General features: G+C 71.9%; 19 protein-coding genes. 11 read left to right on the forward strand and 8 right to left on the reverse strand.

Annotated features, from left to right (window positions below):
• Nucleotides 1-30: 30 nt before the first annotated feature.
• On the forward strand, nucleotides 31-726 hold the full coding sequence (locus AB0D49_RS35340; protein ID WP_362766056.1) for a CoA pyrophosphatase: 696 nt from the start codon (nucleotides 31-33) through the stop codon (nucleotides 724-726).
• 126 nt (nucleotides 727-852) lie between these two features.
• On the forward strand, nucleotides 853-2,052 hold the full coding sequence (locus tag AB0D49_RS35345; RefSeq protein ID WP_362766059.1) for a MarP family serine protease: 1,200 nt from the start codon (nucleotides 853-855) through the stop codon (nucleotides 2,050-2,052).
• A gap of 63 nt (nucleotides 2,053-2,115) precedes the next feature.
• On the opposite strand, the gene AB0D49_RS35350 is transcribed toward AB0D49_RS35345, so the two are convergent.
• The 6 genes from AB0D49_RS35350 to AB0D49_RS35375 all read right to left on the reverse strand — a co-directional run bounded on the left by AB0D49_RS35350 (nucleotide 2,116) and on the right by AB0D49_RS35375 (nucleotide 12,549).
• Nucleotides 2,116-2,295 (reverse strand): hypothetical protein, encoded by a 180-nt coding sequence (locus tag AB0D49_RS35350; protein ID WP_362766062.1) that lies wholly within the window; start codon nucleotides 2,293-2,295, stop codon nucleotides 2,116-2,118.
• 567 nt (nucleotides 2,296-2,862) lie between these two features.
• Nucleotides 2,863-3,813, reverse strand: coding sequence for an alpha/beta hydrolase (locus AB0D49_RS35355; protein ID WP_362766065.1), 951 nt, complete (start codon nucleotides 3,811-3,813; stop codon nucleotides 2,863-2,865).
• On the reverse strand, nucleotides 3,810-4,325 hold the full coding sequence (locus tag AB0D49_RS35360) for a phage holin family protein (protein WP_362766068.1): 516 nt from the start codon (nucleotides 4,323-4,325) through the stop codon (nucleotides 3,810-3,812). Before AB0D49_RS35360 ends, AB0D49_RS35355 begins: the two co-directional genes overlap by 4 nt.
• A 108-nt stretch (nucleotides 4,326-4,433) precedes the next feature.
• On the reverse strand, nucleotides 4,434-5,840 hold the full coding sequence (gene nhaA, locus AB0D49_RS35365) for a Na+/H+ antiporter NhaA (RefSeq protein WP_362766267.1): 1,407 nt from the start codon (nucleotides 5,838-5,840) through the stop codon (nucleotides 4,434-4,436).
• Nucleotides 5,841-6,590: 750 nt separating this feature from the next.
• Nucleotides 6,591-8,546 (reverse strand): acetate--CoA ligase, encoded by a 1,956-nt coding sequence (acs, locus tag AB0D49_RS35370; RefSeq protein WP_362766071.1) that lies wholly within the window; start codon nucleotides 8,544-8,546, stop codon nucleotides 6,591-6,593.
• A 451-nt stretch (nucleotides 8,547-8,997) separates the two neighbouring features.
• Nucleotides 8,998-12,549, reverse strand: a complete 3,552-nt coding sequence (locus AB0D49_RS35375) for a SulP family inorganic anion transporter (RefSeq protein WP_362766074.1) — start codon at nucleotides 12,547-12,549, stop codon at nucleotides 8,998-9,000.
• A gap of 335 nt (nucleotides 12,550-12,884) precedes the next feature.
• On the opposite strand from AB0D49_RS35375, the gene AB0D49_RS35380 reads away from it, so the two are divergent.
• Entirely contained in the window at nucleotides 12,885-14,159 is a 1,275-nt protein-coding gene (locus tag AB0D49_RS35380; protein WP_362766076.1) for a hypothetical protein, read from the forward strand.
• A 42-nt stretch (nucleotides 14,160-14,201) separates the two neighbouring features.
• Here AB0D49_RS35380 and AB0D49_RS35385 read toward each other — a convergent pair whose 3' ends face one another.
• On the reverse strand, nucleotides 14,202-15,182 hold the full coding sequence (locus tag AB0D49_RS35385) for an ATP-binding protein (RefSeq protein ID WP_362766079.1): 981 nt from the start codon (nucleotides 15,180-15,182) through the stop codon (nucleotides 14,202-14,204).
• Between the two features lie 101 nt (nucleotides 15,183-15,283).
• On the opposite strand from AB0D49_RS35385, the gene AB0D49_RS35390 reads away from it, so the two are divergent.
• Entirely contained in the window at nucleotides 15,284-16,108 is an 825-nt protein-coding gene (locus tag AB0D49_RS35390; protein ID WP_362766082.1) for an oxidoreductase, read from the forward strand.
• Nucleotides 16,109-16,611: 503 nt separating this feature from the next.
• Here the strand turns inward: AB0D49_RS35390 and AB0D49_RS35395 are convergent.
• On the reverse strand, nucleotides 16,612-17,457 hold the full coding sequence (locus AB0D49_RS35395) for an HAD-IB family hydrolase (protein WP_362766085.1): 846 nt from the start codon (nucleotides 17,455-17,457) through the stop codon (nucleotides 16,612-16,614).
• A gap of 604 nt (nucleotides 17,458-18,061) precedes the next feature.
• Between AB0D49_RS35395 and ssd the strand changes: the two genes are divergently transcribed.
• The 7 genes from ssd (at nucleotide 18,062) to AB0D49_RS35430 (ending at nucleotide 23,552) form a co-directional block, all read left to right on the forward strand.
• Entirely contained in the window at nucleotides 18,062-19,165 is a 1,104-nt protein-coding gene (ssd, locus tag AB0D49_RS35400) for a septum site-determining protein Ssd (RefSeq protein ID WP_362766088.1), read from the forward strand.
• Nucleotides 19,162-20,370, forward strand: a complete 1,209-nt coding sequence (locus AB0D49_RS35405) for a TadA family conjugal transfer-associated ATPase (RefSeq protein ID WP_362766091.1) — start codon at nucleotides 19,162-19,164, stop codon at nucleotides 20,368-20,370. The genes ssd and AB0D49_RS35405 overlap by 4 nt, the downstream gene beginning before the upstream one ends.
• Before the next feature lie 14 nt (nucleotides 20,371-20,384).
• Entirely contained in the window at nucleotides 20,385-21,248 is an 864-nt protein-coding gene (locus AB0D49_RS35410; RefSeq protein ID WP_362766094.1) for a type II secretion system F family protein, read from the forward strand.
• Nucleotides 21,245-22,051 carry a type II secretion system F family protein gene (locus tag AB0D49_RS35415; protein WP_362766097.1) on the forward strand — a complete coding sequence of 269 codons (807 nt, stop codon included), beginning with the start codon at nucleotides 21,245-21,247 and terminating at the stop codon, nucleotides 22,049-22,051. Before AB0D49_RS35410 ends, AB0D49_RS35415 begins: the two co-directional genes overlap by 4 nt.
• 136 nt (nucleotides 22,052-22,187) lie before the next feature.
• A complete protein-coding gene (locus tag AB0D49_RS35420; RefSeq protein WP_362766100.1) occupies nucleotides 22,188-22,406 on the forward strand; it encodes a DUF4244 domain-containing protein in 219 nt (72 codons plus the stop codon).
• Nucleotides 22,393-22,920, forward strand: coding sequence for a TadE family type IV pilus minor pilin (locus AB0D49_RS35425; RefSeq protein WP_362766103.1), 528 nt, complete (start codon nucleotides 22,393-22,395; stop codon nucleotides 22,918-22,920). Before AB0D49_RS35420 ends, AB0D49_RS35425 begins: the two co-directional genes overlap by 14 nt.
• A 260-nt stretch (nucleotides 22,921-23,180) precedes the next feature.
• Nucleotides 23,181-23,552: an Rv3654c family TadE-like protein gene (locus AB0D49_RS35430; RefSeq protein ID WP_362766106.1), complete on the forward strand. Its 372-nt coding sequence runs from the start codon at nucleotides 23,181-23,183 to the stop codon at nucleotides 23,550-23,552.
• The last annotated feature ends 62 nt before the right edge of the window (nucleotides 23,553-23,614 follow it).

A 23,614-nucleotide genomic window follows, 5' to 3' on the forward strand; every position in this document is an offset into this window, starting at 1 on the left:
GTTGGATCGGACAGAACGACGGGGGTGTCGATGACGCGTGCGAGTGGGACGCAGGGCGGGGCGGTGGCGGTCAGCAAGGACGGGCTGCCCCAGTGGCTCGATCCGGTGGTGCGATGCATCGAGACGGTCGAGCCGCCGCAGCTCAGCCGGTTCCTGCCGCCCGAGGACGGCGGGGGCCGCCAGTCGGCCGTGCTGATCCTCTTCGGGGACGGGGCGGGCGGCCCCGAGCTGCTGCTGATGGAGCGGGCCAGCTCGCTGCGCGAGCATGCCGGACAGCCCGCCTTCCCGGGCGGCGCGCTCGATCCGGAGGACGGCGATCCGCAGGGCGACGGCCCGCTGCGGGCGGCGTTGCGCGAGGCCGAGGAGGAGACCGGGCTCGATCCCGCCGGGGTCCAGCTCTTCGGCGTGCTGCCCAGGCTCTACATCCCGGTGAGCGGGTTCGTGGTCAGCCCGGTGCTCGGCTGGTGGCGGGAGCCGACACCGGTCGGCGTGGTGGACCCCGAGGAGACCGCGCGGGTGTTCACCGTGCCCGTGGCGGATCTCACGGACCCGGAGAACAGAGCGACCGCGGTCCACCCCCGCGGCCACACAGGACCGGCATTTCTGGTCAACTCGGCCGTCGTCTGGGGATTCACGGCGGGAATCATCGACCGCCTTCTCCACTACTCGGGCTGGGAGCGCCCCTGGGACCCCGACAAGCAGGTCCCACTCGACTGGCGGTCGTGACAGGGTGGTCGCCGTGCTGTGTTCCGCCGGGAACGGCCATGTCCGCGCGCCCGCGCGCGCCGGGCGGGGCCCGGCCCCGTGGCGGGGTCCCCGTGACCGGAGAATGACGAGGCGAGGCCGAAAACGGTGAACGTGCTGGACATCCTGCTGCTGCTCGCTGCCGTCTGGTTCGCGATCGTCGGCTATCGCCAGGGTTTCGTGGTCGGCATCCTGTCGGTGATCGGTTTCCTGGGGGGCGGTCTCGTCGCCGTCTACACCCTCCCGGTCATCTGGGACGCGCTCACGGACAACTCCCAGGTGAGTACGACGGCCGCGGTGGTCGCGGTCATCATCGTCATCGTCTGCGCCTCCATCGGCCAGGCCCTGACCACCCATCTGGGCAACAAGCTGCGCCGGTACATCACCTGGTCCCCGGCCCGCGCGCTGGACGCGACGGGCGGCGCCCTGGTCAACGTGGTGGCGATGCTCCTGGTCGCGTGGCTGATCGGCTCCGCCCTGGCCGGTACGACACTGCCGACCCTCGGCAAGGAGGTGCGCAGCTCCAAGGTGCTGCTCGGGGTCTCGCGCGCGCTGCCCGCGCAGGCCGACACCTGGTTCGCCGACTTCTCCTCCGTCCTCGCGCAGAACGGCTTCCCGCAGGTCTTCAGCCCGTTCTCCAACGAGCCCATCACCGACGTACAGCCGCCCGACCCGGCCCTGGCCAACAGCGCGGTGGCCACGCGGGCGAAGAGATCCATCGTCAAGGTGATGGGCACCGCGCAGAGCTGCGGCAAGGTCCTGGAGGGCACGGGCTTCGTGTTCGACGACCGCCGGGTGATGACGAACGCGCATGTCGTCGGCGGGGTCGACGAACCCACCGTCCAGATAGGCGGCGAGGGCCGCCGCTACGACGCGACGGTCGTCCTGTACGACTGGAAGCGGGACATCGCCGTTCTCGACGTGCCCGACCTCGACGCGCCCGCGCTGGAGTTCACCTCCGAGGACGCCACCAGCGGCGACAGCGCGATCGTCGCCGGGTTCCCGGAGAACGGGGCGTACGACGTGCGCGCCGCGCGGGTGCGTGGCCGTATCCCGGCCAACGGCCCGGACATCTACCACCGGGGCACCGTGCACCGCGATGTGTACTCGCTGTACGCGACCGTCCGCCAGGGCAACTCCGGCGGTCCGCTGCTCACCCCCGACGGCGAGGTCTACGGCGTGGTCTTCGCCAAGTCCCTCGACGACGCCGAGACGGGGTACGCGCTCACCGTGGACGAGATCCGCGAGGACATCGCCCAGGGCCGTACGGCGAACCGGCAGGTCGACAGCGACAGCTGCGCGCTGTGAGGTGAGAGTCGCGCACCGCCCGGAAGGCGGTGCGCGAGGTGGGAGGGGAGAAGCGTCGGCGCGTCAGCCGCGCGGGTGACGCAGCCGTACCGACACCCAGCGGGCCCGGCGGCGCAGGATGCGCGGAATGCCCACCCTGGGGTCCGCGCCCTGGAGTTGCGGAGTGCCCCGCTGGTAGGAAGTCGGACCGCCCATCGAACGGCGGTCACGTGCTGCGTCACTGTAATCGTGCGTCCAGCCCATACCGGGACGTGTGCCCCTGGCCCAAGGTCGATAACCTCGCCGCGGCCCCCCAATTGGCCTATGCGTCGGGCAAGTGGCCGTTCGTAGTACAGGTGTTCAGATCCGGATACCGGGCGCGAGGGCGCGCTCACCCAGCGCGGTCGCGGTCATTCGGCCAGGCGGCCGGGATTGAACAAGGGTCAGCCGGGGGTTGCCTGGGCGGTCGGGCGGGCGGCGTCCGCGCGGATGGGCCGTCGGGGACCTAGGGGGCGTAGGGGTGTCGTGGGGGGTGTCGTAGGGGTGTCGTAGGGGCGCTGCCCGGCGGGCGGGCCGGCGGGTGCGCCGGAGCGTTTCCGGCGGGCAGGGCGCGGGGGCTGCCGGAGCCGTCGGGAGGCCTGCTCGGCGGGCGGGTGGGCTCTCGGAGCCGTAGGGGTACGCCCGTCGGGTAGGCCGCCACAGCCGTAGGCGTATGCATGGGAAGGTCCTCGGAGCCGTAGGGAATGCTCGACCGGAAGGCCGTCGGAGCCGTAGGGGAATGCCCGGTGGGTGGGTCGTCGAGGTTGCCGGGCCGCCTCCCGCGAGCGGGCGTCACCGGTCCGGTTCCGGGTCCTTCAGCCAGTTCACCAGCTCGCCCGAGAAGCCCACCGGGTCCTCCTCGTGCGGGAAATGGCCCAGCCCGTCGAACAGCCGCCACCGGTACGGCGCTTCGACGTACTCACCGGAACCGGCCGCGCTGCGGGTCCGGGTCACCGGGTCCAGCGAGCCGTGCAGATGCAGGGTCGGCACCCGCACCGGCCGTTTCATCCGCCGGTTGAACTGGATGCCGTCGGGTCGGGCCAGCGAGCGCACCAGCCAGCGGTACGGCTCGATCGAACAGTGCGCGGTGGACGGGATGCTCATCGCCCGCCGGTAGGTCTCCACCGCCGCGTCGTCCGGCAGCTTCGGGCCGGACCAGTCCCGGATCAGCCGGCCGACCAGCGCCGCGTCGTCGGCGACGAGTTGCCGCTCGGGAATCCAGGGCCGCTGGAACCCCCAGATGTAGGAGCTGGCGGCGGTCTGCCGGGCGTCGGTGAGCATCGCCGAGCGCCAGCGCCGGGGGTGCGGCATCGAGGAGACCACCAGCCGTCGTACCAGCTTGGGGCGCATGACCGCGGCCGTCCAGGCGAGATAGCCGCCCAGGTCATGGCCGACCAGCGCCGCGTCGGGCTCGCCGAGGGAGCGGATCACGCCGGTGATGTCGAGGGCGAGGTTGGCGGGGTCGTAGCCGCGCGGGGTGCGGTCGCTGCCGCCGACACCGCGCAGATCCATGGCGACCGCCCGGAAACCCGCGTCGGCGAGCGCGGTCAGCTGATGCCGCCAGGTCCACCAGAACTGCGGGAAGCCATGCACCAGCATGACCAGCGGACCGTCACCGACTTCCGCGATGTGGAAACGGGCCCCGTTGGCCGCCACATCGCGGTGCGTGACCGCCCGCCCGCCTGGTAGATCGACCCGTACGACCGAGGAGGGATGCGCCGAAGGAGTGGCCGGATCGGTCATGACGAACCGCGCGCCCCGGCCTCGATGGCCTCCGGAACCCGGCCGTCCGCGGCCGTCAGCGCCGGACGGTCCTGGGCCGGCTCCGGGCGCGGGTGCGGCTTGGCGTTCTGGAGCACGCCCGCGGTCTCCTTCACGGACGCGGCGACCTTCTGCGGGCCCTTGCCCTTCTTGGCCTTCTTCGCGAAGAACAGACCGATCATCGCGAGAGCGACCGCCACCAGCACATTCGCCGCGAACGACAGCAGGAAGCAGAGCGCCAGATTCCAGCCGCTCCAGGTGCGGATGCCGTACGCCAGTGCGAAGTTCAGCATCGGCAGGGAGAACAGCAGGACGACCGCGGCCACGCTGAACGCGCCACCGCTCATCGCGCCCCGCTTGACGTCCTGCTTGAGCTGCGCCTTCGCCAGCGCGATCTCGTCGTGCACCAGCGCCGACATATCGCTGGTCGCCGAGGCGAACAGCTGGCCGATGCTGCGTTCCGCGCCGACCGGGCTGCCGTCGGGTGCGCTCATCGCGGTCTCCCTCATGTGCGTACGGTCCGTCCCGCGCGCCTGTGTCCAGTCTCGCTGTCCAGCTCGGCCGACGCGTCCGGTGCCGCTCTTTTGTACCGTCTCGTCAGATCATGCCGGACCGCGGTTCTCATCGCCTGCCCCGCCCGGCACTTCGGCAACCGCGTCGCGGGCCGCGAGGGCACGTTCTTCGGCGATCCTGCGGTGCTCGGCGGCCTTGCGCTCGTAGATCTCCGCCATCCGCAGGTGGTACGCCGGGTCGTGCTCCTCGTAGATGTCGGGGATGCCGTCGAGGTCGTCGTCGCGGTCCTCGTCCTCGACCATCCGGCGGTACTTGGCGTTCCGTATCTTCAGCAGGACGGTGGCGAGGACGGCGGCTATGAGCGAGCCCATGAGCACGGCGGCCTTGATCTCGCCGGTCAGCGCCGGGTCGCCGTCGAACGCGAGTTCGCCGATGAGCAGGGAGACGGTGAAGCCGATACCGGCGAGCGAGGCGACCGCGAAGACATCGCCCCAGGCCAGATCGTCGCTGAGGGAGGCCCGGGTGAAGCGGGCGGTGAGCCAGGTGCCGCCGAAGATGCCGACCGTCTTGCCGACCACCAGCCCCAGCACCACGCCGAGCGTCTCGGGCTGTGTGAAGACGTCCCGCAGTGCGCCGCCGGACACCGCCACACCCGCGCTGAACAGGGCGAACAGCGGCACCGCGAACCCTGCCGACAGCGGCCGTACGAGATGTTCGATGTGCTCGCCGAGCGACTGCTTCTCGCCGTCCCGGGTGGTGCAGCGCAGCATCAGGCCCATCGCGACGCCCGCGATGGTGGCGTGGATGCCGCTGTTGTACATCAGCGCCCAGATCACCAGCGCCAGCGGGACGTAGAGGTACCAGCCGCGTACGCCCTTGCGCAGCAGCACCCAGAAGACCACCAGGCCGAGTACGGCGCTGCCGAGCGCGGCGAAGTTCAGCTGGTCGGTGAAGAAGATCGCGATGATCAGTATCGCGAAGAGGTCGTCCACGACCGCGAGGGTCAGCAGAAACGCGCGCAGGGCGCTGGGCAGCGACGTACCGATCACCGCGAGCACGGCGAGCGCGAAGGCGATGTCGGTGGCCGTCGGCACCGCCCAGCCCGCGAGCGACCCGCCCCCGGCGGACGCGGTCAGCGCGTAGACCAGCGCCGGTACGGCCATCCCGCACAGGGCCGCGACCACGGGCAGCGCGGCGGCCTTCGGATCGCGCAGATCACCGGCGACCAGCTCACGCTTCAGCTCGATACCGGCCACGAAGAAGAAGATCGCCAGCAGGCCGTCGGCCGCCCAGTGGGCCAGGGAGAGATCGAGACCGAGCGCCGAGGGACCGATGTGGTACTGCGCCACGGACTGATAGCTGTCACCGAAGGCGGGTACGTTCGCCCAGATCAGCGCGGCGACGGCGGCGACCAGCAGCAGCACACCGCCGACCGTCTCGGTGCGCAGGGCGTCCGCGACGAAGGTCCGCTCGGGCAGCGACAGACGTCCCAGCACCTTGCGGGGACCGGTGCCCCCGGCGTTCTCTGCGGCGTTTTCCTTGCTGCGGTGGACAGGCGCGGACACGGTGAGACCTCCGGTCGGTGAGCATGACGGGACATTTGCCGACCAGACTTCCCGGCACACCAGTTGCAGATCTCCGCGACAACGGGTCGCGATCTTGTCGCATTGTTGACGCGCTTCTTATTTTAACCGTACGAGATGAGGGGCGTAGGGGGATGGGGGAGGGGGGCTGTGGAGTGGGGGGTGTATGGGGGGTGGGGGTGTGCGGGATGGGGGGTGTGTTGGGCTGGGGTCGGAGGGGGTGTGGAGGGTGGAGGCGGGTGGAGGGGGAGAGGTGTGCGGGATGGGGCCCGCGGGATCGGGGTCGGGCGAGGTGAGGGGCGTGCGGGATCGGGGTTGTGTGGAGTGAGGGGCGGCTGGGGGAGGCGCTCGCGGGGTGGGGGTCGTACGGGGTGGGGGCCGCGCGGGATCGGGGTCGTGCGGGGTGAGAGGCGGCGGGATCAGGGTCGTACGGGGTCGGGGTCGGGGTCGGGGTCGGGCGAGGTGAGGGGCGCGTGGGACCGGGGTCGTACGGGGTGAGAGGTGTGCGGGGTCAGGGTCGTACGGGGTGAGGGGCGCGTCGGATCAGGCCGGACGAGGTGACGAGGTGAGGGGTGCCGGAAAAGGAAAGAGGCACCCCGGGTGGGGTGCCTCTTTCGGCCGTCGCGGCGCTGGTGGGCGCGGCGGCCTCGCGGTGCGGGTCGGTCAGTCCTCGCTGGGGGCCGACGGGAGCTGGGCCTGGATGAGGTTCATCACCGTGGAGTCGGCGAGCGTGGTGACATCGCCGACCTGCCGGTTCTCCGCGACATCGCGCAGCAGCCGGCGCATGATCTTGCCCGAGCGGGTCTTCGGCAGCTCGGCCACCGGCAGCACCCGCTTGGGCTTGGCGATCGGGCCGAGCGTGGTGCCCACGTGGTTGCGCAACTCGTTGATCAGGCCCTCGTCCTCCGTGGCCGAACCGCGCAGGATCACGAACGCGACGATCGCCTGACCGGTCGTCTCGTCGGTCGCGCCGACGACCGCCGCCTCGGCGACCGCCGGGTGCGAGACGAGCGCCGACTCCACCTCCGTGGTGGAGATGTTGTGACCGGACACCAGCATGACGTCGTCCACCCGGCCGAGCAGCCAGATGTCGCCGTCGTCGTCCTTCTTCGCCCCGTCACCGGCGAAGTACTTGCCCTCGAAGCGCGACCAGTACGTGTCCAGGAACCGCTGGTCGTCGCCCCAGATGGTGCGCAGCATCGACGGCCACGGCTCGGTCAGCACCAGATAGCCGCCCCCGCCGTTGGGCACCTCGTTGGCCTCGTCGTCGACGACGGTCGCGGAGATACCGGGCAGCGGGCGCTGCGCGGACCCCGGCTTGGTCTCGGTGACCCCCGGCAGCGGAGAGATCATCATCGCGCCGGTCTCGGTCTGCCACCAGGTGTCCACGATCGGCGTGCGGTCGGCACCGATGTGCTTGCGGTACCAGATCCACGCCTCGGGGTTGATCGGCTCCCCGACCGAGCCCAGCACGCGCAGGCTGCTGAGATCGAACTTCGCGGGGATGTCGTCGCCCCACTTCATGAACGTACGGATCGCGGTGGGCGCGGTGTAGAGGATCGTCACCCCGTACTTCTGCACGATCTCCCAGAACCGCCCCTGGTGCGGGGTGTCGGGCGTGCCCTCGTACATCACCTGCGTGGCGCCGTTGGCGAGCGGCCCGTAGACGATGTAGGAGTGCCCGGTGACCCAGCCGACGTCGGCGGTGCACCAGTAGACGTCGGTCTCCGGCTTGAGGTCGAAGACCGCGTGGTGGGTGTACGACGCCTGGGTGAGGTAGCCGCCCGAGGTGTGCAGGATGCCCTTGGGCTTACCCGTAGTACCGGAGGTGTACAGGATGAACAGCGGGTGCTCGGCCTCGAACGCCTCCGGCGTGTGCTCCGCCGACTGCCGTCCCACGATCTCGTGCCACCAGGTGTCCCGGGTGTCGTCCCAGGCCACGTCCTGCTCGGTGCGGCGTACGACCAGGACGTGGTCGACATTGCCCGCCTTCTGCACCGCCTCGTCCACGGCGGGCTTCAGCGCGGAGGGCTTGCCCCGGCGGTAGCCGCCGTCGGCCGTGATGACCACCTTCGCGTCGGCGTCCTGGATACGGGTCGCCAGCGCGTCGGAGGAGAAGCCGCCGAACACCACGGAGTGCGCGGCGCCGATCCGGGCGCACGCCAGCATCGCGACCGCCGTCTCCGGGATCATCGGCATGTAGATCGCGACCCGGTCGCCCTTGGTCACGCCCAGCTCCAGCAGCGCGTTGGCCGCCCTCGACACCTCGTCCTTGAGCTGCGCGTAGGTGAGCGCCCGGCTGTCGCCCGGCTCGCCCTCGAAGTGGATGGCGACCCGGTCACCGAGCCCGTTCTCCACATGCCGGTCGACGCAGTTGTACGCCACATTCAGCGTGCCGTCCTTGAACCACTTGGCGAACGGCGGGTTCGACCAGTCCAGCGTCTCCGTCGGCTCCTTGGCCCAGCTCAGCCGACGGGCCTGCTCGGCCCAGAAGCCGAGCCTGTCAGCCTTGGCCTGTTCATACGCCTCCGCCGTGACGTTGGCGTTCGCTGCCAGGTCGGCGGGGGGTGCGAACCTGCGCTCTTCCTTCAGCAGGTTGGCCAGGCTTTCGTTGCTCACGACATCTCCCTTTCCAAGGGTGTCCGTTGTGTCCCAAGCCACAGCTCACCAGAACCGAGGGGCCGATGACAAGGGCCGACGGGCAAATGGTTTAGACCTGTGAGGAGGGATTTCCCGGGGCACCCCTGAATCTCCGGTGTGTCCCAGCCGCATCCTCGGGACATCCCTGAACCGGTCCCTCCGCCTTCCCGTCGGCCACGGGGCACGTCGTACTCACTGTTCACGCTCTAGGTTCACGGCTCCATTCCTCCCTTCCCACGGACGCCGCCCCTGCCTGGTTCAGGGCGTGTCTTCCATGTCACACGTGGCGCCGCGGTGGGGTGGTGGTGCGACATGCGGGCGGCGTCAGATCACCGCGTCCCGCGGTCCCGCCGCGCCGCCGCCCCGCCGTCGCGCCGTTGCGATCCCGTCGTACGGTCCCGGCGGGGGATTGCGGAGCAGCACCGTTCCCTCAGGCCCGGCTGCGCAGCCCGTCCGCTCCTTCCACATCGTCGAACACCCGGTCCTCGCCCCGCTCCGTGAGCAGATACGCCTGCGCCTCACCCACATGGAAGTACATTCCATGCAGCTCCAACGCCCCCGCTCCCAGCGCCTGCGCCACCGCCTCATGGGCCCGCAGATGCTCCAGCTGCTGCACCACATTCGTCAGGCACAGCTGCTCGACCGCGTCCGCCGGACGGCGTCCGGCCAACCGGGGCCAGGGGCGCTCGGCGTCGGCCATCCGCTCCAGACTGGGCCTGCCGTGCCGCAGCCACCGTCTGAGCGGCGTCATCGCCCCGCCCGGCTCGGCGTTGAGCAGCGCCTGCATCCCACTGCACCCCGAGTGCCCGCACACCGTGATGGACCGGACCCGCAGCACATCCACCGCGTACTCGATCGCCGCCGCGACGGAGTCGTCCCCGCTCTCCGCCCCTGGCAGGGGAACCAGATTGCCCACATTGCGCACGACGAACAGATCACCCGGACCACTGGACGTGATCATCGAGGTGACGACCCGTGAGTCGGCGCAGGTGAGGAACAGCTGCGACGGCCGCTGTCCCTCCCGCGCCAGCCGGGCCAGCTCGCCCCGCACGAGCGGCGCGGTGTTCCGCTGGAACGCGCTGATCCCTCGGGCGAGCTGGTGGCTGCTTGGGGGGTGGGGTGTGGGGGGAGCGGGAGCGGAAGCTGTGGGTGAGATCGGGTCGGCGGAGGTGGGGGCGGTCGGGGCGGTGGGGGGATGGGCTTGGGTGATGGGGGGCGGGGCGGTGTTGGGATCGGGTTCGGGTTCGGGGGCGGTGTGAGCGGTGCTGTTGTCTTTGGCGGGGGTGGCAGTGGTGGCGCCGGTGTCAGCGCCGGTTCCGATGCCGGCGTCAGCCGCGGTGCCGGTGCCGGTGCCGTTCCCGGTGCTGGCGCCAGCACCGGTCGGGTCGGCCCCCGCGCTCGCCTCCGCGTCGGCCTTGGTGCCGGTGCGAGCGCTGGCACCGGTCGTGCCGACTCCCGCGTCGGCCCCGATGTCCGCGCCAAGGGCCACGGTGACGCCGTCTGCTCCGGTGTCACGCCCAGCCGCCCCGGCGGGGGACGGAGTCAAGCCGCCCCGTCGTCCGCCCCCATGCGTACGCCGGTCGGGTCCGGCGAGAGGGTCCGGCGCGGTGCCGTCCGGTGCCGTCCGGTCGGGCGACCCCGGCCCGAACCGGGACCCCGCCCCCGGAAGACCCACCGACCCCGACCACTCGGCCGACTCAACCGACCCCGGTGACTCAGACGCTACCGCCGACATCGCTGACGCGCCCTCCGTATACGCCCCCTCCAAGTCCTCCCCTCTCCATGGCGAACCGGTCGGCTCGCACTGATGGTTGCGCCAAGGCGTCCAAGGTCGACAGCGGCAGTCGGCGATGGGAGCGTCGCTTCCCACCAGGCCGTCTACCTCGCCTGCTCTCAGCGCTCCGTCGATTCCGGCGCTCCCCGGTACGCCCAGCGCTTCCTCTCTTCCGGCGCCCTCCGGTTCGCCCATCGTTCCCTTGGTTCCGGCGCCCCCCGGTACGCCCACCGCTCCCGCCGCACAGCCCTCTCCCAAGGCCCGCCCGGCGCCCGCCACCGCGTCGATGCCGCCCGCTCCCGGCACTTCGGCGACCCCGGTCGTCCCGGTGATCCCCGGGTCCCCGCTGAACCCATCGGACCCATCGGACCCATCGGACCCGTTGAACCCATTGGACCTGGCAGGCCCGTTGGACCCAGCAGACCCTGAGGACTGGGCCCCAGCGGTCCCGACAGACCCAGTGGACGCGGCGACTCCCGTACCCCCACCGCCGCTACCCCCGCACCCCCCAGCGTCACCCGCCCCCTCCGACCTCGCGCCCACCGCAACCCCCACCCCTACCCCCGCCCCCGCCCCCGACGTCGGCGAGTCGAGGTCGAGGAGTGGGGTGATGGTGGGCCCGGTGAGCCGGGGACCGCGGCGGCCGGTGAGATGGACGGTGCCGCCCTGGGCGGTGTGGGTGTTGCGCCAGTCCTGGAGCGTCTCGTAGGCCGCGTGGTCCATGAAGGAGCCGTCCAACTCGACGACGGCATGGGCCCCGTGCGGCACATGGTGCAGGGCGCGGCTGAGGCGGGGCACGGCGAGAAACGTCAACTGGCCTCTGACCTGGATGTGGTGGGCTCCTTCCTGTTCGTCGTGGGTGATCCGGGTGCGGGCCAGGCGGTTGAGGGCGACCGCGACGGCGACGGCGATCCCCAGCGTCACGCCCTCCAGGACGCCGAGGAGCACCACGCCCAGCGTGGTCACCGCGTAGACCAGCACTTCGCGGTGGCGGGTCACCGTACGGATGTGGTTCAGGGAGACCATCTGGATGCCGACGGCCATCACCAGGGCGGCGAGCGAGGCCAGCGGGATCAGCTCCAGCACCGGAATCATCAGCAGTGCGGCGACTACTACGAGAACGCCGTGCAGCATCGTGGAGTTCCTGCTGACGGCACCCGCGTTCACATTCGCCGAACTCCGTACGGCGACCCCCGCGACGGGCAGTCCGCCGAGCGCCCCGGAGGCGATGTTGGCGGCGCCCTGGCCGAGCAGTTCGCGGTCCAGGTCGGAGCGGCCGACCTTGGCGGTGAGGCCGGGACGGGCGGCGGCCAGCTTGTCCACGGCGACGGCGCCGAGCAGCGACTGCACACTGCACACCAGCGTGGTGGTGAGGACGGCGGTGGCGAGGCCGAGCGCCGGGCCCTCGGGCAGTCCGGCCAGCGCGTGGCTGTGCCAGGACGGCAGCTCCACCTTGGGCAGGGCGATCCCGGCGAGCGAGGCGGTAGCGGTGGCTCCGGCGACGGCGATGAGCGGGGCCGGGATTCTGCGCAGCAGTTGTCCGGCACGGCCGGGAATCCGGGGCCAGAGGAAGAGCAGGGCGAGGGTGAGCGCGCTCATCGAGACGGCGGCCGGGTGCAGCTGCGCCAGCTGGGCGGGGAGCGCGGCGAGGTTGTCCAGGACCGCGCTCTGCGGGGTGCCGCCGAGGACGATGTGCAGCTGGGCTACGGCGATGGTGACGCCGATCCCGGCGAGCATGCCGTGCACGATGGCGGGGCTGACGGCGAGCGCGGAGCGCGCCACGCGCAGACAGCCGAGGCCGAGCTGGGCGATCCCGGCGAGGACGGTGATGGCGCAGGTGATCCGCCAGCCGTAGCGGTGGATCAGGTCGGCGGTGACCACGGTCAGTCCGGCGGCGGGCCCGCTGACCTGGAGCGCCGAGCCGCCGAGCCGTCCGGCGACCAGTCCGCCGACGGCGGCGGCGACCAGCCCTGCCTGGAGCGGGGCGCCGGTGGCCAGGGCGATGCCCAGGGAGAGCGGCAGGGCGATCAGGAAGACCGCGATGGCGGCCGAGACATCGGCGCCCGCGACCCGGAAGCGACCGTGCCGTCCTGCCGGGGGCGGGCTGTGGGGCTGGTGGGCATGGCGTGAGCGCCGGGAATCGACGAGGCGGGTTCCCTTGGCCCGTGCGGTTTCCAGTGCTTGGGGCAATGTGCGGAAGGCAGACATCGAGTCCCGTCTCCTCCGGGGCGGCGCGGTCGCGGAACAGGTGGTCCCCGTGTGGGGCGGGGGTCGGGTCGCGGCCGTGGGGCACGGCATGCAGCGGCGGGATGAAATGAGCGCTTGGTAAACGGATCGTAATCCAGAGTAAAGGTCAAGCATGGACTTAAGGGGCAAATGGGCTAGTAGATCACCTTGATGAGCGAATCAGTAATTCAGTCGGCTTGTCGTACTAATTACTTCTTCATTCCATGCGAGCTTGACCGCGCCGCCGGTTCTTCCGGCGGACGCCGCCCGGTCATCGGCGGCGCGTTGGCCCGAGAGAAGGAAGAAGGTGGGCGGACATGGCCGCCACCCAGAGGATCGCCGCGGGCGCCGTGGTCGCCGCGGTCTGCGCCGCCTCGCTCGCCGGCTGCGGCATCGGCACCACCGGTTCCGGGGAAGGCGTGGGCGGACCGGACAAGGCCCAGCCCGCCCAGGCGCCCAAGAGCGCGGTCCGGCTCATCGGCGACGGCTCCACCGCGTTCACCGGCGCCCAGCCGCACCTGCCCCGTCCCGAACGGCTGAAGCCCGGTCAGAAACCGCCGCAGTTCGTGGTGTTCTCCTGGGACGGCGCCGGTGAGGACAGTCAGCGGCTCTTCTCGCACTTCCGCGAGGTCTCCAAGAAGAACAACGCCACCATGACGTACTTCCTCAGCGGCGTGTATCTGCTGCCCGAGGAGAAGAGCGACCTCTACAGGCCCCCGCAGCACTCACCGGGCCGCTCCGACATCGGCTTCAACGACGCCCAGGGCATCGCCGACACCGTGAAGCAGCTCCGTCTGGCCTGGCTGGAGGGCAATGAGGTCGGTACCCACTTCAACGGCCACTTCTGCGGCGAGGGCGGCGGCGTCGGCGAATGGTCGGTGGAGGAGTGGAAGGACGAGATCGCCCAGGCCAAGCAGTTCGTGAAGTCCTGGAAGACCAACACCGGCATGCGGGACGCGGACCCGCTCCCGTTCGACTACGACAAGGAGCTGATCGGCGCCCGCACGCCGTGCCTGGAGGGGCAGCAGAACTTCACCAAGGCCGCCGCCGAACTGGGCTTCCGCTATGACACCAGCGGCGTCAACAACCAGGTCTGGCCCGGCAAGAAGGAGGGCCTGTGGGACCTGTCCATGCAGCTCGTCCCCTTCCCCGGCCACACCTACGAGCAGCTCACCATGGACTACAACTTCATGGTCAACCAGTCCGGCACCACCACCCAGGGCGACCCGTCCCAGTACCAGTACTGGGGCGACCAGATGCGTGACGGACTGCTCCAGGGCTTCCAGCGGGCCTACGACGGCAACCGCGCGCCGCTGATCATCGGCAACCACTTCGAGTCCTGGAACGGCGGCACCTATATGCGCGCCATCGAGGAGGTCGTCGAGGGGGTCTGTACGAAGTCGGAGGTGCGCTGCGTCTCCTTCCGGCAGCTCGCCGACTGGCTGGACGCCCAGGACCCGAAGACCCTGGACAAGCTGCGCACCCTGAAGGTGGGCGAGGCTCCGCGGCAGGGCTGGGAGCCGTTCCTGTCGGCGAGCCCGGCTCCGGCGCCCAAGGGGGTTCCGGGAGCACCGCCCGCCGACCGGAAGTGACCCGGACGGCCGGCGGCCCTGTCCGCCCACCACGACAGCGGGCTACGCGGGAGCGGTGACGCTCTCGCCGAGTACGAAACCGGGGTCGACCTGGGCCGCCAGGTCGGCTCCGGTGCGCTCGTTGCCCCACGACCGGGCGTTCTTCAGATGGAAGTGCACCATCTGGCGGGTGTAGTTCTCCCAGTCGCGCAGCGCGTAGGTGGCGTCGGCGGCGGTGCGCAGCTGCTCCAGGGCCCGGCGGTTGGGGTCCTCCAGCAGCTCGAACCGGGGCGGCCGGCCCTTCTCCATGGCCCGTACCCAGTCCGAGTGTCCGACCGTGACGAGCAGGTCGTCGCCGACCTCGGCACGCAGGAAGTCGAGGTCGTCCTGGCCCTGCACCTTGTTGCCGACGACCTTGAGGGTGACGCCGAAGTCGCGTGCGTACTCCTTGTACTGGCGATAGACGGAGACCCCCTTCCGGGTTGGCTCGGCGACGAGGAACGTGATGTCGAAGCGGGTGAACATGCCGGAGGCGAAGGAGTCGGAACCCGCCGTCATGTCGACCACGACGTACTCGTCACGCCCGTCGATCAGGTGGTTGAGGCACAGCTCCACCGCTCCCGTCTTGGAGTGGTAGCAGGAGACCCCCAGATCGGCTTCGGTGAAGGGCCCCGTGACCATCAAACGGACGGCCCCGCCGTCGAGTTCCACCTGCCGGGCACAGGCGTCGTAGACGGGATTGTTCTCGCGGACCCGCAGCAGCCGGGAGCCTTCGCCGGGTGGGGTCGTCTTGATCATCGTCTGCGCGGAGCCGATGCGCGGGTTGCTGCCGCGCAGGTAGTCCTTGATCAGCGGCAGCCGGTCGCCCATCGCCGGCAGCGCGGCGGCCTGGTCGTCGTCCAGCCCGAGCGCGGGTCCCAGATGCTGGTTGATGTCGGCGTCGACGGCGACCACGGGGGCGCCGGTGGCGGCCAGATGGCGGATGAAGAGGGACGACAGGGTGGTCTTGCCGCTGCCGCCCTTCCCGACGAAAGCAATTTTCATGTTCAGTAAGCCTAGTGGTGCGCGACGCGTGGCGGGCCCGGGGACGTGAAGAAGACCACTCCTTCGTGGGGTGCGCGCCCCGGGTGCGTAGGGTCGTACCCATGAGTACGACTGGCGCGACCGACGATCCGCTCGCGGCCCTGGGCTCGCTGCCCGGTGTGGCCGACTCCGTCGAGTCCGTGCGCAAGGCCGTGGACCGGGTCTACCGGCACCGGGTCATGCGGCGGCGCAGCAACGAGATCACCTCCGAGGCCGCGTTGCGCGGGGCGCGGGGCTCGGCGGCGCTCTCCGGTGCCGACTGGGCGCTCGAAGAGGTGCGCAGGCGCAGCGACTTCGGGGTGGACGGCGAGGCGCGTGTGATGGGCGCCGCGCTGCGGCTGACCGCCGAGGCGGGTCAACTGCTGTCCATCTGGCGGCAGTCGCCGCTGCGGGTGCTGGCCCGGCTGCATCTGGTCGCCGCGGCGACCCAGCAGGACACGGTGGGCCGCCCGCGGCTGGCGGGCGAGCCGGTCGAGGAGCCGTTCGTCGAGGTGCCGCTGCCGGGCGCGGACGAGGTCGCGGCCCGCCTGGAGGGGCTGAGTGAGCTGATCGTCGCCGGGGGTTCGGCTCCGGCGCCGGTCACGGCGGCCGTCGTCCATGGGGAGCTGCTGGCGCTGCGGCCCTTCGTCTCGTACAACGGGCTGATCGCGCGGGCGGCGGAGCGGATCGTGCTGGTCGGCAGCGGTCTGGACCCGAAGTCGGTGTGCCCGGCGGAGGTCGGGCACGCGGAACTGGGCCGTGCGGCCTACCTCGCCGCCTTCGACGGTTATGTCTCCGGGACGCCGCAGGGGATGGCGGCCTGGATCACGCACTGCGCGCGGGCCGTCGAACTGGGCGCGCGCGAGTCGACGGCCGTATGTGAGGCGTTGCAGCGCGGTGCCGCCTGAGTGGGTGACACGCCCGGCGGTCCGGCCCCGCGCCCAGCGGTGCGCTCCCGGGCGGGGTCGCTCCTCAGGGGCGCCTCTCTAGGGCGGGATACGGAGAACGGCCCCGCGCGGGGCCGGTCGGCCGGTGGCCGGACAGGGATGCGGCGGTACGAGGTCTCGTACCGCCGCTGGCATGCGCACCTGGTTACCAAGCGTCCTCGATGTATTGCCCATCAGGTCGGGAGCCTTGCCCGTCACCTGGTGCGGCTGGCCCGTAATCGACGGGTCGACGTCGCGTGGGTGCCCTGTGCTCATGCTCGGTCCGTGGGGCCAGATGCGTTGTTGAAGGTGATCCTCTCGGATATGTCCTTGGTCTCGCGGGCCGTTGAGTCCTTTGTACTCCCGCCCCGCGGGGAGCGGAAGGGCTGGCTACGGTTCTTTACTTTTAGGTTCAAAAAGGATCAAAGCAACAGTAATGAGGCACCTGTGACCGGCGTATCCGGTGGCGTCGGGAAAGGGGCAGGTCAGGCGGCGGATCGCAGGGCTGCGGCACGACGGCGGCTGGCGTACCAGACCAGGCCCGCGGTGGCCGCGGCGGCTCCTATGGCGGCGGCGGCGACCAACGCCGGGCGCGGCGGTACGGAGAACGAGGGCAGCCGCTGCTTGAGCCGGACCGGACGGTGGAAGTCCAGGATGGGCCACCCGCGCGCGAGGGCCTCACGGCGCAGCGCGCGGTCCGGGTTCACGGCGTGGGGGTGGCCGACGGTCTCCAGCATCGGCAGATCGGTCGCCGAGTCGCTGTAGGCGAAGCAGCGGGCGAGGTCATAGCCCTCGGAGGCGGCGAGCTGCCGGATGGCCTCGGCCTTGGTGGGGCCGTAGGCGTAGTACTCGACCTCGCCGGTGAAGCGGCCGTCGTCGCCGATCACCATCCGGGTGGCCACCACGCGGTCCGCGCCGAGCAGTTCGCCGATCGGCTCGACCACCTCGGCACCCGACGTGGACACGATCACCACATCGCGGCCGGCGATGTGATGGTCCTCGATGAGGGAGGCGGCCTCGTCGTAGATCAGCGGGTCGATGATGTCGTGCAGGGTCTCGGCCACGATCTCCTGCACCTGGCGGACGTCCCAGCCGCGCACCAGCTGGGAGAGGTAGGCGCGGGTGCGTTCCATCTGGTCGTGGTCCATGCCGCCGACGAGCAACACGAACTGGGCATATGCGGTACGCAAGACGGCCCGGCGGTTGATCAGACCGCCTTGGTAGAAGGACTTGCTGAAGGAGAGCGTGCTCGACTTCGCAATGACCGTCTTGTCCAGATCAAAGAAGGCCGCTGTGCGGGGCAAGGAGTGGTTATCCACGCCCTTGAGCATAGGGGCAGCCCATTCGGCGTAAGGTGAGGCGCGTGGGTTTGCCTGAGAGGGCTCTCGGGTACACCATGGAAGTCACGGATCGTTCGCGACCGTGCTAACCCGGTCCGGCTCCTCCCCCCCCGAGTCGGCCGTGGGGACGACCCCCGCTCTCCCCCCCGGCGGGGGTCGTCGCATGTCCGGACGGCGTTTCGCGTTCTTCCCCTGATCTTCCACGGTCGTCGTACCGTGCCGGGGCGGCTGAGGCCGCCCCTTTCGCATGTCCATGATCGGTGACTCTGCGTAATGCTGGGACTGCTCTGCGGGAGTCGCGCGGGATGTGGTGAGGGATCTGTGGACCGTCACCGGTATGGGTGACGGAGATATTCACAGCCGCCGAGTTGTCCACAGTTTTCGACCAAGATCCACATCATTTCCACGGTTCGCTGCACGCTCATTCCAACGCGCCACGAACGAGGCGAGTTCGCCATCGGCGGACCCGTTTCTCGGACGCGTTTGGCCGGTTTCCTTCGGCCGTTCATATGGAGGCCCGTTCCCCGGTTCTCCACACCTACGGGAATCGCGGCGCCGCATGGGCCGCGCGAGCCGAACAGCGAGGGGGAGTCCCATGTCCACCACCGTCACCCACGATCCACCGCAGCCCGGCCGTGGCCGCCGCGCCGGACCGCTGATCCTCACCGAGGACCCCGACCTCCTGGACGATCTGCTGCGCCTGTGCGCGGCGGCCGGCGCCACTCCCGAGGTCCACCACGCCGTACCCGAACGCACCGCCCGCTGGGAGGCCGCGCCGCTGGTCCTGGTCGGTGACGACGCCGCCGGACGCGTACGCGGCACGGCCCTGCGACGCGGGGTCGTCCTCGTCGGACGCGACCAGGACGATCCGGGGGTGTGGGAGCGCGCCATCCGGATCGGCGCCGACCATGTCCTGCTCCTGCCCGACGGCGAGCAGTGGCTCGTCGACCGGATCGCCGATGTGGTCGAGGGCGTCGGACGGCCCGCCCTCACCGTCGGGGTGATGGGCGGCCGGGGCGGGGCCGGTGCCTCCACGCTGGCCTGCGCGCTCGCCGTCACCTCCGCGCGGGAGGGACTGCGCACCCTGCTGGTGGACGCCGATCCCCTGGGCGGCGGACTCGACGTACTGCTCGGCGGCGAGAGTGCGGAGGGGCTGCGCTGGCCCGCGTTCGCCGCCTCGCGCGGGCGGCTCGGCGCCGGCGCGCTGGAGGAGTCACTGCCCGAACTGCACGGGCTGAGGGTGCTCAGCTGGGACCGCGGCGACCAGGTGACCGTCCCCGCACCGGCCGTCCGCGCGGTGCTCTCCGCCGCCCGGCGCCGCAGCGGCACCGTTGTGGTCGATCTGCCCCGGCGCCTCGACGACGGGGTCACCGAACTGCTCTCCCAGATCGACATCGGCCTGATCGTCGTCCCCGGCGAACTCCGCGCGGTCGCCGCGGCCGGACGCATGGCCTCGGCCGTCGGCATGGTCCTGCGCGACCTGCGAGTCGCCGTCCGCGGGCCGTACACGCCCGGACTCGACGACCACGAGGTGGCCCGTCTGCTCGGGCTGCCGCTCGCCGGGGAGGTTCCCGTGGAGGGCGGACTGCTGCGGCCCGACGGGAGCAGGACACCGCCCGCGGCCGGTGGACGAGGCCCCTTGGCCCGCTTCTGCAAGGGATTCTGGGAACGCGCCCTGATCGAGGCGAACGCCGCATGAGCGCCCGTTCCGGGCCCGCCCTGCTCGACGGGGTACGGCGGTGGCTCGCGGAGAGCGGCGCCGAACCCACGCCCGCGCGGGTGGCGCAGGCCCTGCGAGAACAGGGCCAGGTCCTGGGAGACGCCGAAGTGCTCGGCGCGGCCCGCCAGTTGCGGTCCGAACTGATCGGCAGCGGCCCTCTGGAGCCGCTGCTCGCCGACCCCTCGGTCACCGACGTCCTGGTGTCGGCCCCGGACCGGGTCTGGGTCGACCGCGGCGGCGGCCTGGAACTGACCCCGGTCACCTTCCCCGATCCGGCGGCCGTACGGCGCCTCGCCCAGCGCCTCGCCGCCGTCGCCGGGCGCCGCCTGGACGACGCCCGGCCCTGGGTCGACGCCCGGCTGCCCGACGGAACACGGCTCCACGCGGTACTGCCCCCGGTCGCCGTCGGCTGCACATGTCTGTCCTTGAGGGTCGTCCGCCCGCGCGCCTTCACCCTCGGCGAACTGACCGCGGTCGGCACGGTCCCGCCAGGCGGCGACCGCGTCCTGCGCGCGCTGCTGCGGGCCCGGCTGTCCTTCCTCATCAGCGGTGGCACCGGCAGCGGCAAGACCACCCTGCTCAGCGCCCTGCTCGGCCTGGTCGGACCCGGTGAGCGGATCGTGCTGGCCGAGGACTCGGCGGAGCTGCGCCCCGACCATCCGCATGTCGTACGGCTGGAGGGCAGGCCCGCCAACCAGGAGGGCGCCGGGCTGGTCGCGCTGGAGGACCTGGTGCGCCAGGCGCTGCGGATGCGCCCGGACCGGCTGGTCGTCGGCGAGGTGCGCGGACCCGAGGTGGTGCATCTGCTCGCCGCGCTGAACACGGGCCATGAGGGCGGCTGCGGGACCGTGCACGCCAATGCCGCCGCCGATGTCCCCGCCCGGCTGGAGGCCCTCGGAACGGCTGCGGGGCTGGACCGCGCGGCCCTGCACAGCCAGCTCGCGGCGGCGCTGTCCGTGCTCCTCCATGTGGTCCGCGACCACGACGGGCGGCGGCGCATCGACGAGGTACGGGTGCTGGAACGGGACCCGGCCGACCCTTCGGGCCTGGTGCGGACGGTCCCGGCGCTGCGCTGGGGGACGGAGGCGTTCACGCGCGAACGGGGCTGGGCGCGGCTGGAGGAACTGCTCAGGGGGACGGCAGCGGGACGGCAGGGACAGCAGTGGTGGAGGGAGAACGAGTGATGGGAGTGAGTGGGATGGGTGAGGTCGGGACATGGGCGGCTCTCGCGTGTGTCGGGGTCGTGGTCCTGCTGATGGGCGGCGGGCAGTTCCCGGCCCGGCGGGCACGGCTGCTGTTCGCGGGCGGGGGTGGCGTGGGGCACGGGCCGCCCCGGTGGCCCTGGCAGTGGTCGGCCTGGCCGAGGTGGTGGCGGGCGGGACCGGGGGTCGAGTGGTGGGCGCCGGTGGCCGGGCTGGTGCTCGGCATGCTGGGCGGCTCGCTGCTGCCGGTCGTCGCGGGGGCGGCCGGTATGCCGGTGGTACGGCGGATCAGGCGCGCGCGGGAAGCCCGCCGGCGCCGGGAACGGCGGGCCGCCGAAGTGATCGCGCTGTGCGGTGCGCTGGCCGGGGAAGTACGGGCGGGGCGGCAACCGGGCGACGCGCTGAGGTGCGTCGCGCGGCACTGCGACGGGCTCGGTACGGCACATGCGGCGGTCCTCGCGGCGGCCCGGTTCGGCGGGGACATCCCCGGGGAACTGGCCGGTGCGGCACGGCAGCCGGGCGCGGAGGGGCTGCTGGGGCTGTCGGCGTGCTGGCGGGTGTCGGTGGACCAGGGCGCGGGACTCGCGGCGGGGCTCGACCGGCTGGACGCCGCTCTGCGCGCCCAGCGGGACCGGCGGGCGGACCTGCGCGCCCAGTTGGCGGGCGCCCGCGCGACGGCGCTGATGCTCGCCGGGCTGCCGGTGGCGGGCCTGCTGCTCGGCACAGCCCTCGGCGCGGACCCGCTGCACGTCCTGCTGCACACCGGCCCCGGCCTGGTCTGCCTGGCCGTCGGCCTGGCCCTGGAGGGCGCCGGGCTCTGGTGGGCCCTGCGGATCGTCCGCCGGGCGGAGGCGGCATGACCGGCGAAGTTGTCCACAGCCTGGGGGCGATCGTGGGGACGGTCCTGTTGCTCACCTGGACGGTACGGCGGGTCCGGGCCGTACGGCGGCAGCGGCGGGTCCGGCGCCGGATCGCACGGCTGCTGGCGCTGGACGCGGCGGTGTCCGGACCGTGGGTCCCGGCGCGGACCGCGCGGACCCTGCTGCGGCGCTGGGCGCCCTGGGGCGGTGTCGTGGGTGCCGGATGGGTGCTGCTCGGCGGCACCGCGGGAGTGGCGCTCGGTGTGGCTGGCGTCGTCGGTCTGTGGTGGTGGCGCCGACGGCAACTCGCCGACCGGGCGGGCACGGAGGCCGTCCTGACCGACGCCGAGAGGACGGAAGCCGGTCGGCAACTGCCGCTCGCCGCCGATCTGCTGGCCGCCTGCATCGCGGCCGGGGGAGGGTCGGTGACGGCCGCTCACGCGGTCGGCGAGGCGCTCGGCGGTCCCCTGGGCGACGCCCTCGCCCGGGGTGCGGCCGAGGTCCGGCTCGGAGCCGAACCGGCCACTGCCTGGCGGACGCTGGCCGGACTGCCCGGCGCACAGGGACTGGCCCGACTCCTCGAACGGGCCGACATGTCCGGCCTCCCCGCCGCGGCGTCGATCGCCCGGCTCGCCGAGGACACCCGCGCGGAATGGACCCGGGAGGCGACGGCGCGGGCCAGGAAAGCGGCGGTGCTGATCAGCGCGCCGGTGGGGCTGTGTTTCCTGCCCGCGTTCATCGCGGTGGGAGTGCTGCCGGTCGTGATCGGGATGGCGGGGGAGGTGTTGGGAGGGGGCGGGTGACGGGGACCGGGCGGTGGGGGCAGGGGCTGGCCGATGACGGCCGCGCCAGGCCGATGACCGCCGGTGTGTGGCAGCCGACGGCTGACAAGTGATCTACGAATGATCGACAAGTGAGTGAAGACCTACGGGGGTTGTGATGTATGGACGGGTATGCGCACGGCTGCGTGCGCTGGTGTGGCGGGCGCGGGCGATGCGCGGAGTGCGGAGTGACGCCGGAATGGTGACCTCCGAATACGCGCTCGGCCTTGTGGCGGCAGCCGGGTTCGCCGTCGTGCTCTACCGGGTGCTGACCAGCGGAACGGTCGGCGCGAAGCTCCAGTCGATGGTCGAGAAGGCCCTCGATGCGGGCATGTGAGCCGGACAGGCGGCGGAACGAGGGCGGTGCACGGCGGTCGGACGGCGGCTTCGTGGCGGTGGAGACGGCCGTTGCGCTCCCGGCGCTGGTGATGTTCGCGATGGCCCTGGTCTGGGCGCTGCTCGTCGCGGCGGCGCAGATCCAGTGCGTCGACGCGGCCCGGATCGGCGCCCGCGCGGCGGCCCGCCAGGACCCGGACGGCGCGGTCGTCGAGTTGGCGCGAGCCGCCGCTCCGCGCGGGGCGGAGGTCACGGTCGCCAGGGAAGGGGACCGTGTGCGCGTCGTGGTCGTGGCCCGGCCACCGGTGCTGGGGCGGCTCGCCTTCGACCTGCGGGAGGAGGCTGTCGCGGTGGTGGAGGGGACGGTGGGGGACGGCGTGACGGGAGTGCCGGAGGGGATGAAAGGGGGCGGCGTGGTAGGGCCTGTGGAGGGGATGACGGGGGACGGCGTGACGGGGCTTGTGGAGGGGATGACAAGGGACGGCGTGACGGGGTTTGTGGAGGCGGTCCCATGAGCCGGTCGTTCGGGCGCAGGACAGTGGCCGCCGTGGTCAGGGTGATCAACGCGGTCGGGAGGTGCGGCGCTGTCCGGAGGGCCGAGGTGAAGGGGGGCGGCAGACGGACCGAGGTGGCCGCGTCGGGCGGAGTCGTCGGAGACGTCGGCGCGGGACCCGCGCGGGATCGTGGTTCCGCGACCCGGGGCCCTGACTCCGTGACCCGGGGCCCTGATTTCGCGATCCAAGACGCTGGCCCCGCGACCCGGGACCCTGACCCCGTGACCCAAGACGCCGGCGCCGCCGCCCGGGACCGTGGGTCCGCCACCGTCCTCAGCCTCGCCGTCGTCGCCGTCCTCTGCGTGGTCTTCGGCACCGTGCTCGCCCTGGGGCAGGCCGTCGTCGTCCGGCACCGGGCGGCGGGCGGGGCCGATCTCGCGGCGCTGGCGGCGGCCGAGTACTGGGCCCAAGGGCCCACGGCGGCCTGTGCGCGGGCCGAGGAGGCCGCGCGGGCGCACGGGGTGCGGCTGGTGCGGTGTGTGGTCGCCGGGCAGGTCTCGGACGTGACGGCGGCGTCGGGGCGGGGGCCGTTCGAGACGGAGGTGAGAGCGCGGGCCGGACCGCCGACGCCGTACGAAGAGCCGGGACGCTGAACGCGGCCCGGAACCTCGGGGCGGCCGTGCCGACGCCTGGGGGACCGTCCGGGCCATGAGCC

Origin of the sequence: Streptomyces sp. NPDC048290 (assembly GCF_040652095.1) — a bacterium.
Taxonomy (GTDB): domain Bacteria; phylum Actinomycetota; class Actinomycetes; order Streptomycetales; family Streptomycetaceae; genus Streptomyces.